This is a genomic window from Microcoleus sp. Z1_B2 (assembly GCF_036700325.1).
GTDB lineage: Bacteria > Cyanobacteriota > Cyanobacteriia > Cyanobacteriales > Microcoleaceae > Microcoleus.
In genome coordinates, this window is record NZ_JAUBOQ010000030.1 from 86890 (window position 1) to 100943 (window position 14054).

A 14054-nucleotide genomic window follows, 5' to 3' on the forward strand; every position below is an offset into this window, starting at 1 on the left:
AAGCCTTTTAAACAAGTCCCTCAATTACCGGATGGAAGTAGAACGCCAGCGCCAAAACCGTATAAGCTGCCAACAGCAAAGTACCTTCTAGCCAGTTAGAATTGCCATCAGAACTGATAGAATTGGCGATCAGCACCGACACCGCAACTGCTACAAGTTCAAACGGGTTGAAATTCAAGTCCATCGGTTGGCCCAAGACAAAACCTGCCAAAACCAACACCGGCGCAACAAACAAAGCAATTTGCAAACTCGAACCCACGGCCACAGAAACCGACAAATCCATTTTATTTTTCATCGCCACCGTCACCGCCGTCGTATGTTCGGCTGCATTGCCAATAATCGGCACTAAAATCACCCCGGTAAACAGTGATGTCAGCCCCAAACGCGCCGTCGCTTCTTCCAGAGTACCCACCAACAGTTCCGACTCGACAGCTACCATCAGGGTACAGGCCAACAGCACCCCAATCCACAGCGGCAGATTGACTTTGTGGTCAGGACCCTCTGGTGCTAAGTTATTTTCGGCTAAATCTTCCAGCATTTCTATTTCTGCCACCCCTGCATCGTACAGATAACTGTGGGTTTTCATCGAAAACAGCAGCGTCAGCACGTAGACGACAATCAGGACTATAGCAACAGCGCTAGAGAGGTTCTGCATAGTTTGCGGAGGGATGCCAATAGAGGTGGCATTAACTGCAGTTGGCACCAAAATGGCAATCACGGCTAAGTTCATCGCTGAAGCATTCAACCGGGCGACTGTCGGCTGAAATTCTTGTTCTTTGTAGCGCAAGCCGCCCAGCAGCATCGCCAATCCCATCACCAGCAGCAGGTTGCTCATAATTGAACCGGTGATGCTGGCTTTGACAACATCTATTAGTCCGGCGTTGAGGGCGACGATGCCGATAATCAGTTCCGTGGCATTTCCGAAGGTAGCGTTCAGCAAACCCCCCAAATTGGCACCGAGGACGACGGCGATTTCTTCGGTGGCCGTCCCCATCCACGCGGCTAGAGGGATGATGGCTAAAGCCGAGGTGATAAAGATGGTGGAGGATTCCCAGCCGAGAAAGTGTCCGGCGATGGAAACTGGGATAAATAACAGCAGGCTGGAAATAATTGTATTTGTGTTTAGCATTTAGATTCTCAAAAGCTGCCAACCGTCAATCATAGCCTGTGACCAAATGAAAAAAAGGGTGAGGGTGAGGGATTTGGGTGTTCGCTTAAAGCTGGGGGTGGGCGATCCTCTTCTGCAAGCTTCGCTAACGGGCGATCGCTGCATTGCGGCTTTCACGGATGTGACAAACTAAGAGAGCGATTTGTTTAGCCGATCGGTTCAATGGATTTTTGTATTCTACCCGATCGATCGCATCAGCTTCCGCATTGTCTTGAGAGCAAAGTTGACTATTTCTGGGCGATCGTTTTTTCAGATGTTCGTAAGCGTGATATAATCTTTAAATATTGCCATTCTGCAAGTATAGCTATACATAATACTTAGGACTGCTTCAGCCATGCCTCTACAAGAAGAGATTGAAAGAACAAGGCAAGAAATTCGGACAGATAGCTACTCAATGTCTATTGGCGAGTGGATCAGTCTTTATGAGAGTAAGGAAATCGATATTCACCCAGAATTTCAAAGGCTTTTTCGTTGGTCGGATTTTCAAAAATCCAGGTTTATAGAATCAATTCTTTTAGGTATACCGATCCCACCAATTTTTGTCAGTCAAAGAGATGATGGGATTTGGGATGTGATCGATGGTTTGCAGAGACTCTCAACCATATATGAATTTGTAGGTATTTTGAAACCAGACAATCAAGAGCAAGATACATTTTCTGCTATCGCCTTACAAGAAACAACTTACTTACCTTCGTTAAAAGGTAAAAAATGGAACGATCCTGACGATAAAGATAACTCTTTAACTCAGGCGCAGCGTTTATTGATAAAAAGAACCAAAATATCCGTCAATATTGTTGCAAAAGAAAGTGATGAAATGATTAAATATGAGCTTTTTCAGCGGCTGAATACAGGAGGATCGATTGCTACACCGCAAGAAGTAAGAAATTGCATTCTTTTAATGTTGAATAAAGATTTATATAATTTAATGCGTTCACTTGCGAATCGCCATTCATTTAAAAGCTGCATTGCTTTGAGCGATAGACTTTATGAAGAACAGTATGATATGGAATTAGTATTGCGTTTTATTCTTTTCTTCGATATAGATTATGCAAGTCTTCTAACGCTGGGCGGTGATGTTAGCGAGTTTCTAACGGCTAGAATGTATGAAATGGCTATTAAAAAAGATTTGGACAGCACCCACATAGAGACAGCGTTTGATGTGGCATTCAGTATGCTTAATGAAGCTATGGGAGAAGACAGCTTCAAGCGATATAAATCGGAGAATGATAAATTCCTGGGAGGCTTTCTCTTATCGGCATATGAGGTAATAGCATTAGGAATTGGATACAACTATCAAAATCCGGTTCCAACAGACCAATTACCTAATCGTATAAAAAGTATTTGGTCACATCCAACTTATAAACAATGGTCGGGAGCTGGAGTGAATGCAGCAAGACGCTTACCGTATCTTATTCCGCTTGGTAGAGAGGTCTTTTCCCCTTCATGAGCATCCAAACACCGGAACAATTAATCGATAGATTGGCAACGGATCTTGCTTGGCGAAAGAAGGAACTGTCAGAAATGAAATCTTTGATAGAAGCGAAAAATGTTTCTGACCAAAGACATAAAGTATTAGTTCGGAGTGGAGTATGTATTCTCTATTCCCATTGGGAAGGTTTTGTCAAGTTAGCAGCAAACTCTTATCTAGAATATGTTATCTCACAAAAGCTTACGTATCAAAAGCTTTCTAGTAATTTTTTAGCTTTGGCTATGAAAGAAAAACTTAAAAAGGCAAAAGAGACACATAAGCCATCATTGTATATACCTGTTTGTGAATTTTTTCTTTCCGAATTAAATCAGAGATCTATCCTACCTAAACCTAAAGATGCAATATCTACTGGATCGAATTTAAACTCTGAGGTTTTAAAAGAAATAACTTATACTCTAGGAATTGACTTTTCAATATACTCTACTAAATCGCCATTAATTGATACCCAGCTTTTAAAGACAAGGAACGAAATTGCCCACGGTGAGGATTCGGTGTTTGATAGGGATGAATATCTAGAGCTACACAGAGAAATTATAGGAATGCTCGATATATTTCGTACCGATATAGAAAATGCTGCTATTCAGAAAAAATTTAGGCGGGATTCACCTTAGATAATGACAACAGGAGCCAATAATTATCAACCATGTCAAGAAAACTAGATTTTTTCAAAAAACAAATCGATATGAAAGCGGCAAAGTGGCGAGCATCTCATTAAAATTATGATATTGGAAGTGGCAATTCTTGATTTTAAACCTAATATGACGGGAGCAACATAACATATGAGTGATATCGGTCTCACACACATCGCACTGCCCGTTTCTGATGTCGATCGCACTATCGAATTCTACTCCAAGTATGCTGGAATGCAGGTCGTTCACCGCCGCATCGATGCAGAAACTGGTGTTGCTGTGGTCTGGCTCTCCGATCGCACTCGCCCTTTTGTAATTGTGCTAATTCAAACAGACTCCGTACATCCCGTTCTGTCTCCCTTTGCACACCTCGGAGTAGGTTGCAAAAGCCGCGAATATATGGACGAACTCTGCGACAAAGCACGTCAAGAAGGCGTATTGCTTGAAGAACCAAAAGATTCTGGATATCCGATCAGCTACTGGGCTTTTTTGCGAGACCCGGACGGTCAATCGATTTTAGATTTTAGATTTTAGATTTTAGATTTACTTGCGCGAGATAAATGCGGGGGCAATAAGTGATTTTCGATTTTCGATTTGGGATTGATTTGCGCGAGATAAATCACGTGGCGGGTACCACATGAAGAAATTCGCTTGTCACACGCTGGAACTATCCTACGGGCAAGAAATCGGATTTACAGTGGAGGATGCTACTTAAAGTTATAATAAACAAATCGCCCTCCAAACCCGATCGTTTCTCATCTGGAAATAGACTGGAGAATCAAATGACTGCAGCAATCATCGCACCACCCAGAAAAGAATCGCCCCTTCTGTTTGAGGGACTCACTTGGAGAGAGTTCAAAGCAGTTGAGCAATTGTTAGACCGTCCAGGATATCGACTTTCTTTCCTGGATGGAATTCTGGAGATTAAACTAATGCCTGGAGAACCCCACGAAACCGTTAAGAAGAGAATTGCCGGATTGTTGGAGCTTTACCTGCTGATGGCGGGGTTTGACTTTACTCCCACTGGCTCAATGACTCTGGAAAGTGAAACGGGAAAAGTCAAGCGAGAGGCGGATGAATCTTATAAACTTGCTCCTGGTCGCAGGCTACCCGATTTGGCGATCGAGGTCGTGTTTTCCAGTGGTGGCATCAACCAACTGGAGGCATACAAGCGGCTGAAGATAAAGGAAGTGTGGTTCTGGGAAGATGGATTGTTAGAGGTTTATCACCTGCGGGGAGAGGGCAATACACTTCATTATGAAAAGGTTTCCAGTAGTGAGGAGGTGAAAGGGATCGATTTGGATTTGTTGTTGCGCTGCATCAATATGGTGAATCATGTTGATGCAGTTAAGACTTTTCAACAGGCACTCCAAAAATAGCTGGGATTAAGAGACTTCTCCAAAAAAGCAGGTTTTGAACAGGCAGGATGCCTGTTCCACGATAATAATTATGGGAGATGTCTAATAGATCATCGCGCACCCTTTAACCACCTCTGTTTGCATCTCAATATCCGCAACAAGCAATGGAAAATACCAAATGACACAAGTTGTAATTGTCGGAGCGGGGCCAACTGGTGCGGCACTTGCCTTACTGCTGGTGAAACGAGGTATTGCTGTTACCTTGGTTGAGGCGGCAAAAGATTCCTACCGAGTGTTTCGCGGTGAAGGCTTAATGCCCAGCGGATTGGATGCGATCGCCCAAATGGGCTTATCCACAATCCTAGAAGGTGTTCCACACCGACAAATTGATGCCTGGGAGTTCATTGTGGGCGATCGGCAACTATTTCGAGTTGATGAGCCAATGGGGTCAAATCGACCTTGTACACTGGTATCGCAACCGCCTTTGTTAGAAACACTAATTTCAGAAGCTCAGTTGCATCCAGAGTTTGAATTTATCCCAGGTGTTCCCGTAAAAGATTTACTGTACAAAAACGATCGCATTGCGGGTGTAAAGCTAGGAGATGGGCGAGAAATTCCTGCAGCACTTGTGATTGGTACAGATGGTAGAAACTCGGTTGTACGACAGCGTGCAGAATTAGAGTTAGTAAAACAGCAGAATAGTATAGATGTTCTGTGGTTTAAACTTGCCGCTCATCCTCGGTTTGTGGCGGATAATGTATTTTATTCTATCCTGAATGGCGGTAGCGGATTCAGTGTCTTTCATGGGGCAGAATCAGGAAAACTGCATCTGGCTTGGGTGCTATCGGCAGATGACAAAACCGATTGGAAACACACAGACTGGGCAGAAACTTTCGCATCGCGATCGCCTGCGTGGATGGCAGAACATTTCCGCAACTGTGCCGATACGATCGAATCTCCGATGCGATTATCTGTTGTGGTTGGTCGCTGTCCGCGCTGGCATCGACCAGGAATCATACTTTTGGGGGATGCGGCACATCCCATGTCTCCGGTTCGCGCTCAAGGAATTAACATGGCTTTGCGCGATGTAATTGTTGCGGCCAATCACCTTGTACCTTTATTGAAAGCAGGGGCTAATTCTGAGGATATTGACTTAGCATTATCGCGGATTCAGGCAGAACGCGAACCCGAAATTATTCGCGCCCAACAACTTCAAGCACAAGAAGCGTGGAAAGGCGAACAACTACGAAAAAATGGATTATTGCGTTTATTGATGATGCAAGCTGCTCCGTTTTTGGGTGAAAAAATTAAACAATTTTGGGTGAAAGGACAGTATGAATTGCGTCAAGGAGTAACAGAGGTAAAATTGGTTGTGTAAAATGAGGAAATTGGAACCTGACTTACCCGTCCAAACCCAAGAAACCGGGTTTTTACCTTTTCTGCGATGTCTAATATCAATTCCGGTTGTATCGGAATGATTAAACCACAGAGGGCACAGAGGACACAGAGAAAGAGAAGAGTGAGATAATAATTCCGATGTTAACGGATTTGATATAACCGAGTATTTTTGCGAAAAATCCGGTTTCTGACTACCCGTGCGTCTAGGACTATAAAACTTAGGAGAAGTTTTTATGCGATCGACAAATATCAAAGGACCGATCGGCACTATTCACATCATCGAAGCCAGCCCCCCTGTCACCGCTGGGGAATCCGAGGCGCTGCCGGTGGTGTTCGTGCACGGTATGACGGTTTCTGCGAGCATCTGGGAGGCGCAGCTTGCCCGTGTCGCCCGTACCCGACGGGCGATCGCCCTTGATATGCGGGGACACGGTGATTCTGCACCGCCGGAGGACGGCAACTATGCGCCCGCCTCCTGTGCAGCGGATGTTTTGGCGGTACTGGATGGGCTGGGACTCGATCGAGTGGCGATCGTCGGGCACAGTTTCGGTGCTTGTATTGCCCTCGCCACAGCAGCAGCCGCACCGCACCGCATCGCGCAGTTGATTCTGGCAGACCCACCTGGAGACTTTACCAAGGTGCCTGCAGATGTGCACGAGGAACGCATCGTTCCCTACCAGAGGGCTCTGGAGACGGAGGATTGGCGGGCTGCTGTGGAAACCAGCTTCAATGAGGCGCTGACAGGAAGCAGGGCCGATACGCGCGATCGGATTCTCGCTTGCTTGGCGGCGACTCCACAGGATTGTCTGTCTGGAATGTCTCGCGGGATGTTTGCCTTTGAAGCAGTTAATGCTCTCGATCGCTACCTAGCAGCCCCTGGAACACGGGCCCACGCGATTATTGCTCCCTCAAACACTTTTCCCTTCAGCCTCCACATCCTCCGTCCCACACTGACGACAACTACGATCCCCGATACTGGACACTGGCTGATGCTGGATGCGCCAGAGGCCTTTGCTAGGGAACTTGATATTTGTTTGGAAGGTGTTTAATATAGATTTCGACAAAATCTGTTAGTCTTACCACAATTCATCGAGAGTTAAGTTGTGGGGGTTTTTGAGGATGAAGGCGTTGTTGTCTTTGATTAAGTCACCGCTACAGAGAATCGGTAAGCGTTCTTGATAAGCTTTAATCGCCAAGATATAATCTTTGTCTGCGAGAGAAGTTTGAATTTTCCGCAATTTGTCAGCAATGACCCCTATTAAGGTTATTTCGCCGCTTAATTGGTCTGTGTTGGGGGTGTGAATTTGCATAACAATTCCCTGAATAGTCATGTTGGGAATGCTGGTAAGCAGTTCGCTTAAAATTTCAATTTTTGGGCGATTTTCTGCGTTTTCTAGCGTTTGGATTGCCTCCCGGATGCGGGCTGCATAATCTCCCAGGTTTTCCCGGTTAGGCAGCAATATTTCAAAGTCTTCTGCATCGGCTGTTGGTTTGTGCCAAAGTGTGGCATTATCTAAGAAAGGTTGGTCTTCATGCCAGCCGTGAGTTTGTAAGTAATTTCTCAGTTGATTTAGCTCGATTGTTTCGAGAGTTTGGCTATCTTGTACGGTGACTTTCATGGTTGAACTCCTTGGCTAATTCCCTCCATAATTGACTGAAGGGCGGCGACTGTAAATTGGTTGGTTCTAGGGATGGTAACGGTGACAGCGTTTGTGTTTTGTGTTTTTGGCTTTCCCCGCAGCGAGATCCAATATCCGCAGTTTCTGATGCAGAGTTCTGTTTCCGACTGGGTTAACCAGTCTTCGGGTGTTTCTGGGATTAAAACGACAACTAAAATTCGGGGAATGGCGAAGTCATCCATTCTTAAATCGTCGTAGTTTTTGAGTTTGAGGGGGTAGCGGATGGAGCGATCGTCTTGGATGTCTCTTGATGTAGATTTTAACTGCAATTCTAAGCGAGGCGCTCTAATGGGGCCTATCCCGCCTTTCGCAGCTACTCCCCAGTCTACGCTGTCATCGTCTACGAAGGGTTTGTAGAGGGAATAGCCGGCAACGGTGGTGACAGCTTGCAGGTAGATGTTGCTGAATTGTTCTTTTTGTTGGTTAATGTCCACTTTTTACGTAGCGATTATTCTTGTTAACCTGTTTGGTTTTAGCTCGTAGATAAAATTACATCAGGTTGGTTATGGTTTCCTTGATTTGTATCGGTTGGTTGGTGACAATGGAGTAGAGAACATCGGGGTCTAAATCAGCTCCATTTTCCCAGTAAATTGTCCCCCATTCTGGATTTAGTTTGACTTGGTTAAAGTAAGTCAAGTCTTGCAGGGGGGCGAAGATTCCGGTAAATTCGATTAATTGGCTAATGTCAACTACTCCCTCTTGGTTATCTTCAAATTTGATGTGAAGTTGATAATTTTTTAATGGTTGAACTGAGCTAATATCTTTGAGCATTGTTTATTCCAAAGGTGCAATAGGTTCTAATGGTGTTTGAAGTCTGGCAAGTTGCCAATTTTGCATGAGCTCTGTTTGATGAAGGGCAGCCCACTCTACCACTAATCCTAAGATGCGAGGGGAAAGTTTGCCTTCTAGGATTGAGAGGGTTTCGATATCAATGATGGTTTTTTGTTGATTGTAGCGGGCATGAAATTGCGGGGGCGGGTGGTCGTTATAGTACGTCGTGATGATGATGCCTAAAAATCTGCTGAGTTCTGGCATTAGATTGTCTCCTATACAATTATTTCGGCGTCTTTTACCCGAATTTCGTAAGACTAAATCCGCTCAATATATTCTTTAATATTGCTTAAAACGTGCGTTTTGGTTCCAATTCTACTAAAAAATCTACCTCGCGATCTGCTGTTGCTTCACCCCGGGCAACCGAACCTAAAACGCGCACATTTAACGCGGCTGGGTGAGTCGCAATTCTCAGGATATCGGAGGGCTTGGACTTCAGCAATTCCTCAATTCCCCTAACTCCACCCCGGTAGATTTTCCAGAATCATCGCCTCTAACTTGGCACTCTCGGCAAATTGCCTCTCCAACTTCGCCGTCAAATGCAGCCTCTTCTCGTCCAAACCCTCCTCATCCTCCAATGCCTCCGCCTCCGCCCCCACATACCTCTCAGGGGTTAAAATATAACAGTTACCGTTTTGCTTTTTTGTTGCCTTTTGACTCCGCACAATTGTTACAACTCTTCTGGAAAGTACATTTGCAGGAAATCTGCCCCGCCCTAACCCAACTGGCCTAACTTCTCCAGAACTTAGGTAAAAAGCACCTAAAGTATGATGCGAAACTCTGGCTAAACTATTATTCTATAAATCGATCGGGCATTAAACCGATATCCACAATCGCCAAGATTTATCGCCAAATTTTAAATTTTTCCGGCGAAAACTTGCTATTTAATGAATAAGACTTTAAGATCCAGCAATGTAAATCAAAATCTCAATGAGCAGCCCTGCAAGCACGAACCCGAAATGGGTCGCAAGTGCCAAAAAGCAGCAAAAGCTACCTTTTTTAACTCTTTCAACAGCAAAGCATTGGCAAACAAACCAGGGATCGACGGTTGGCATCTTGGAACGAATGCTTTGCTAGCAATACTACAAATGTATCAAAACTTATCTGCCAAAATTTAGCCCGAACAGATGCCTAGCTGTAACTCTTGCTGCGTAAGGTTTCAGTTTCTAAATAGGCTGGTTTTATTGTCTTTAACTACTTGAGGATTCGATCGCATGGTTTCGATTTCTACTACTCAATCCGATGTGCTACCTTTGTCTTCGCCAACCGTAACGGCTGCAACCCAAAGCAGTGCGGCGACTGCAACTGGGGTGTGCGTGACGGTTCACGGTCACTTTTACCAGCCACCCCGGGAAAACCCTTACCTGGACGCGATCGAACGCCAAGCCAGCGCCTCTCCAGCCCACGACTGGAACGAACGCATTGACATCGAGTGCTACCGCCCGAACGCCTTTGCCCGCATACTCAACGATCGGGGCGAAGTCGCGGGGATCGTCAACAACTACGAGTATATGAGCTTCAACATCGGGCCGACCCTGATGAGCTGGCTGGAACGCTACGACCCGGAAGTCTACCAGCGGATTCTGGAAGCCGATCGCAAAAGCTGTCAGCGACTCAACGGTCACGGCAACGCGATCGCCCAAGTCTACAATCACATCATCATGCCCCTCGCTAACGAGCGAGACAAATACACCCAAATTCGCTGGGGGATCGCAGATTTTCGCTCCCGGTTCGATCGCGATCCCGAAGGAATGTGGCTCGCCGAAACCGCCGTAGACTACGCCACCCTCGAAGTTTTAGTCGCTGAAGGCATCCGCTTCATTGTCTTAGCCCCCTCCCAAGCCGAACGCTGCCGCCCGCTAATCGGGCAAAACCAAGAAGGGGAACCAGCGGAAAATTCCGAATGGCACGAAGTCGGCGGGGGTCAAATCGATCCGACTCGCCCGTACCGCTGCTATTTGAAACCGGAAATGCGGTTGATGGCTGACCACCAACTCTCGCCGCTGAGCACTCACTATTTTGGGCGCGGGCACTCCCAAAATTCTGCAGCCCCAACTACCAACACTCCCTACATCGATATCTTTTTCTACGATGGCCCGATCTCGCGGGATATGGGCTTCAATGACGTTCTCAGCAGCAGCCACCACTTGGCCGGGCGCTTGGGTCAAGCAGTGCGGGGAGACCACAGACAGGCTCAATTAATCTGCGTGGCGACGGACGGCGAAACTTTCGGCCACCACAAAAACAGTACGGAAAAATGCCTCGCCTACGCCTTCACAGAAGAGTTTCCCCGCCGCGGTTGGACGGTGACGAATTTTGCTCATTATTTAAGTCAAAATCCGAGCGCTTGGGAAGTTGAACTCAAACCTGTGACGGCCTGGAGTTGCTCTCACGGGGTCGATCGCTGGCAAGATGATTGCGGCTGCGGTGGTGGCGGCGGATGGCACCTCAAATGGCGCCGCCCTCTGCGGGATACTCTCAATTGGCTGCGCGATCGACTGATTCCGATTTACGAAGAAGCAGGGCGCAAGCTGTTGTGCGATCCCTGGAAAGCCAGAGATGAATATATTGAGGTGATCCGGGATCGATCCCCCAGTAATGTTGACAGTTTCCTCCAACGCCATCAAGTGCGCCCCCTCGATGCCGGAGAACAGGTGGACGCCCTGCGACTGCTGGAAATGCAGCGCCACACCCTGTTAATGTTCACTAGCTGCGGCTGGTTTTTTGAAGAAATCTCGCGGCCAGAAGGCGTGCAAATTCTGCGCTACGCGGCCCGGGCGCTCGAATTGGCGGGGGAAGTTACCGGGGTGCAGCTAGAAAAGGATTTTGTCGATCGACTAGCCCTCGTACCCAGCAACGTTGAGTATTTCCAAACAGGGGCCGAAGTTTACCGCAAACTCGTGGTAACAGCCCAAATTAGTCTCAAACAGGTGGCCGCCCACTACGCGATCAGTTCTCTGTTTGCCAAATATCCCCGCGAACAGCGAGTTTACTGCTATCAGGCCCAGCAGGAAGATTTCCAAATTCAGCGCATGGGCTCGATGACTCTGGCTGTGGGTCAATTGCAGTTAACCTCGGAAATTACGCGGGAAACAGAGGTTTTTGTGTTTGCTGCGTTGCACCTCGGCGGCTGGGACTTCCACTGCTGCATTCAGCCTTTTGGCAGCCGCCGATCGTACACTATGCTCAAAGAGCGGCTGTTTGGAGTTATGCAAGAAGCTTCGGCAGCCCACGCGATTCTGGAAATGGTGCGGCTGTTTGGGGATCAGTCCTTTAGCTTGCGGGATTTATTCGCTGAGGAACGCCACCGGATCGTGCAGTTGCTGAGTCAGGAAAATTTGACTCGGTTGGATCAGCTTTACACTCAGGTTTACCGCGAAAATTACGGGGTGATGATGGCGTTCCACCGCGACGAGTTGCCGGTGCCGGTAGAGTTGCAGGTGGCTGCTGAGGTGGCTTTGGGACATCGCTGTTTGACGGCGGCCAAGGCCCTGGAATTGGAAACCGAGGATGTGGAACCGCTGCTGGCCGAAATTGAGGCGATCGCCACTGAAGCCGGCCATCTCCGCTGTCGGTTGAACGTTCCCGAAGTCAAGGAAATTTTGGAAAAGATGGTTTGGCGATCGCTAGACAGGCTGCTGCAAGCAGGATCGGGTGTGGAAGATCGCTCGCCTGTCCAGTTGGAAGCTGAGATCCGCACGATCGAGCGTTTGATTGCTGTGGGCGATCGGCTGAGTCTGGGTTTGTGCTTGGACAAATCGCAGGAACTGTATTTCGATTCTCTGTACAGTCAAATTGTGCCTCTGTGTTTGGGCTGGCTGCAACGGCAAGAGGCCTCGGCGGGCGAAAATGCGGTGGCTGCTGTTGCCTTGGAGATTGCGGGTTCAGGCGGCGGCTGGGAGTTGTCTTCGATCCGGCAGTTGCTGGAGTTGGGTCAAACCTTGGCTGTTGATGTTGAGTGTTGGTTAAATCAGTTAAGTTAATCGTTTCGTGATTAGCCTGCATCAATTCCCGCCCTTGAGAATCCGCCCGATCAAGCTTTAAAGGCCTATCGGGCCTACGGGTTCCACCGAGAATATATCTGTGTTGTGGCTTCCCGGGATCGCGGCGGGCGATCAAAGCACCGACAGATAACCGCCAAGTTTGTTTAAGTTTTCGCTCTACTTGTGGGAAGATAAAAAGACTGTCGCCAAAGCGTACAGGTGTTCTGCACTTGCACGCTTTGTATAGTTGGGAAGAAAGAACACTAAGTTTAAATTTATGAAAGTTGGCGATCGCGTTTGCATTAAAAACTCTGTTGTTGTCTACCACCACCCTGAAAATCGCAGTCAACCATTTGATATTAAGGGTATGGAAGGAGAAGTCGTGGCGATCGTTCACGAATGGCACGGCAGACCGGTCAGTGCTAATTGGCCGGTTCTAGTACAATTTGACAAAAAATTTCGAGCTCACTTCAAAGAGGATGAGGTCGAATTGATATCTTCGGAAGTCTAGCTGTCTCAAAAGTTGAAGCAGCCCAAAGACAAAATCAAATCCCGTCAGTCGATTTTAGATTTTAGATTTTAGATTTACTCCACAGATGAATCTGGAAGCTTGAACTAATATCTAAAATTTTGTGATCGTCGCGACTCCTGTCGGAAAGCAATTATCCGTTTTTGGGCGGGGGTCATTCGATTTTAGATTTTAGATTTTAGATTTTGGATTGACTTGCGCGAGATAAATTCGGGGGACGCAAGGATTTTAGATTTGAGATGCTTTCGATTGACTTGCGCGAGATAAATCACGTGGCGGGTACCACATGAAGAAATTCTTGGTCATATAACAGTTGTAGAGTTTGTAGTGAGGAGTTCAGTTTTTTCTGTGGCTTTTAGTCGATCGACGGGACTAAAGTCCTTACTACAAACCATTTTTTGTTTTCACTCCTTAATTTTTCGACCGTCTGCGGCTGAACCAACCTAAAATATTCCAATCTCCCTGCATTTTCTGCAATTCCTGCTGATGCTGCTTGGCTGTAGCGTAATACCACTGGCAGTGAAGTTCTAGTTCTTGACGGTACTTAATTTCGTCGTAAAACTCGCGGACAATTTGGTGTCTCTGAAAAATTTCGGCCGCGGGAGTCGGTTCTGGGGCAATGTTTTGCAACTCGTGGGGCAGCATGATTGTTTGGGGGCGACTGTGGCTAATATTGGCTGTAATGACTTTAAGCTAACACACTCAATCGATTTTAGATTTTAGATTTTAGATTTTAGATTTTAGGTTTTAGATTTTAGATTTTAGATTTTAGATTTTAGATTTTAGGTTTTAGATTTTAGATTTTAGATTTTAGATTTTAGATTTTAGATTTTAGATTTTAGGTTTTAGATTTTAGATTTTAGATTTTAGATTTTAGATTTTAGATTTTAGATTTTAGGTTTTAGATTTTAGATTTTAGATTTTAGATTTTAGATTTTAGATTTTAGATTTTAGGTTTTAGATTTTAGATTTTAGATTTTAGATTTTAGA

Annotated in this window: 18 protein-coding genes; 10 read left to right on the plus strand and 8 right to left on the minus strand. The window is 46.2% G+C overall.

The genetic code is table 11. The annotated features are described in order from the left end of the window. Positions 1–7: 7 nt before the first annotated feature. A complete protein-coding gene (cax, locus tag QT984_RS18600; RefSeq protein ID WP_333057539.1) occupies positions 8–1129 on the minus strand; it encodes a calcium/proton exchanger in 1122 nt (373 codons plus the stop codon). A gap of 46 nt (positions 1130–1175) precedes the next feature. On the opposite strand from cax, the gene QT984_RS18605 reads away from it, so the two are divergent. The 7 genes from QT984_RS18605 to QT984_RS18635 all read left to right on the plus strand — a co-directional run bounded on the left by QT984_RS18605 (position 1176) and on the right by QT984_RS18635 (position 7091). Beyond that, positions 1176–1301, plus strand: a complete 126-nt coding sequence (locus tag QT984_RS18605; RefSeq protein ID WP_333233918.1) for a hypothetical protein — start codon at positions 1176–1178, stop codon at positions 1299–1301. Positions 1302–1502: 201 nt separating this feature from the next. Further along, complete coding sequence (locus tag QT984_RS18610) at positions 1503–2615, plus strand: DUF262 domain-containing protein (protein ID WP_333057537.1); 1113 nt, start codon at positions 1503–1505, stop codon at positions 2613–2615. Then, a complete protein-coding gene (locus QT984_RS18615) occupies positions 2612–3268 on the plus strand; it encodes an MAE_28990/MAE_18760 family HEPN-like nuclease (RefSeq protein ID WP_333057535.1) in 657 nt (218 codons plus the stop codon). Before QT984_RS18610 ends, QT984_RS18615 begins: the two co-directional genes overlap by 4 nt. Positions 3269–3436: 168 nt before the next feature. Further along, positions 3437–3820, plus strand: coding sequence for a VOC family protein (locus QT984_RS18620; protein ID WP_333057533.1), 384 nt, complete (start codon positions 3437–3439; stop codon positions 3818–3820). A 248-nt stretch (positions 3821–4068) separates the two neighbouring features. Then, positions 4069–4665 (plus strand): Uma2 family endonuclease, encoded by a 597-nt coding sequence (locus QT984_RS18625; RefSeq protein WP_333057532.1) that lies wholly within the window; start codon positions 4069–4071, stop codon positions 4663–4665. A gap of 157 nt (positions 4666–4822) precedes the next feature. After that, on the plus strand, positions 4823–6022 hold the full coding sequence (locus QT984_RS18630) for an FAD-dependent monooxygenase (RefSeq protein WP_333374626.1): 1200 nt from the start codon (positions 4823–4825) through the stop codon (positions 6020–6022). A 253-nt stretch (positions 6023–6275) separates the two neighbouring features. Continuing rightward, complete coding sequence (locus QT984_RS18635) at positions 6276–7091, plus strand: alpha/beta hydrolase (RefSeq protein ID WP_333233921.1); 816 nt, start codon at positions 6276–6278, stop codon at positions 7089–7091. A 27-nt stretch (positions 7092–7118) separates the two neighbouring features. On the opposite strand, the gene QT984_RS18640 is transcribed toward QT984_RS18635, so the two are convergent. From QT984_RS18640 to QT984_RS18660, 6 genes are all read right to left on the minus strand, one after another. Next, entirely contained in the window at positions 7119–7661 is a 543-nt protein-coding gene (locus tag QT984_RS18640) for a hypothetical protein (RefSeq protein ID WP_333272111.1), read from the minus strand. Then, a complete protein-coding gene (locus tag QT984_RS18645) occupies positions 7658–8155 on the minus strand; it encodes a DUF4365 domain-containing protein (RefSeq protein WP_333211306.1) in 498 nt (165 codons plus the stop codon). Before QT984_RS18645 ends, QT984_RS18640 begins: the two co-directional genes overlap by 4 nt. 55 nt (positions 8156–8210) lie before the next feature. Further along, positions 8211–8492 carry a DUF2442 domain-containing protein gene (locus QT984_RS18650; protein ID WP_333211308.1) on the minus strand — a complete coding sequence of 94 codons (282 nt, stop codon included), beginning with the start codon at positions 8490–8492 and terminating at the stop codon, positions 8211–8213. Positions 8493–8495: 3 nt separating this feature from the next. Then, a complete protein-coding gene (locus tag QT984_RS18655) occupies positions 8496–8756 on the minus strand; it encodes a DUF4160 domain-containing protein (protein WP_333211310.1) in 261 nt (86 codons plus the stop codon). An 85-nt stretch (positions 8757–8841) separates the two neighbouring features. Beyond that, complete coding sequence (locus QT984_RS29835) at positions 8842–8934, minus strand: nucleotidyltransferase domain-containing protein (protein ID WP_445243045.1); 93 nt, start codon at positions 8932–8934, stop codon at positions 8842–8844. A 73-nt stretch (positions 8935–9007) separates the two neighbouring features. Next, the gene (locus QT984_RS18660) at positions 9008–9217 is read right to left on the minus strand and encodes a hypothetical protein (protein WP_333211313.1); all 210 of its coding nucleotides are present in this window, start codon (positions 9215–9217) and stop codon (positions 9008–9010) included. A gap of 222 nt (positions 9218–9439) precedes the next feature. Here QT984_RS18660 and QT984_RS18665 point away from each other — a divergent pair, with 222 nt between their 5' ends. The 3 genes from QT984_RS18665 (at position 9440) to QT984_RS18675 (ending at position 13046) form a co-directional block, all read left to right on the plus strand. Further along, on the plus strand, positions 9440–9670 hold the full coding sequence (locus tag QT984_RS18665; protein ID WP_333057522.1) for a hypothetical protein: 231 nt from the start codon (positions 9440–9442) through the stop codon (positions 9668–9670). Positions 9671–9766: 96 nt separating this feature from the next. Beyond that, positions 9767–12535 (plus strand): DUF3536 domain-containing protein, encoded by a 2769-nt coding sequence (locus tag QT984_RS18670; protein ID WP_333211315.1) that lies wholly within the window; start codon positions 9767–9769, stop codon positions 12533–12535. A 277-nt stretch (positions 12536–12812) separates the two neighbouring features. After that, positions 12813–13046: a ferredoxin-thioredoxin reductase variable chain gene (locus tag QT984_RS18675; protein WP_333057518.1), complete on the plus strand. Its 234-nt coding sequence runs from the start codon at positions 12813–12815 to the stop codon at positions 13044–13046. A gap of 429 nt (positions 13047–13475) precedes the next feature. Here QT984_RS18675 and QT984_RS18680 read toward each other — a convergent pair whose 3' ends face one another. Next, positions 13476–13709, minus strand: coding sequence for a hypothetical protein (locus QT984_RS18680; RefSeq protein WP_333035767.1), 234 nt, complete (start codon positions 13707–13709; stop codon positions 13476–13478). Positions 13710–14054: the final 345 nt, after the last annotated feature.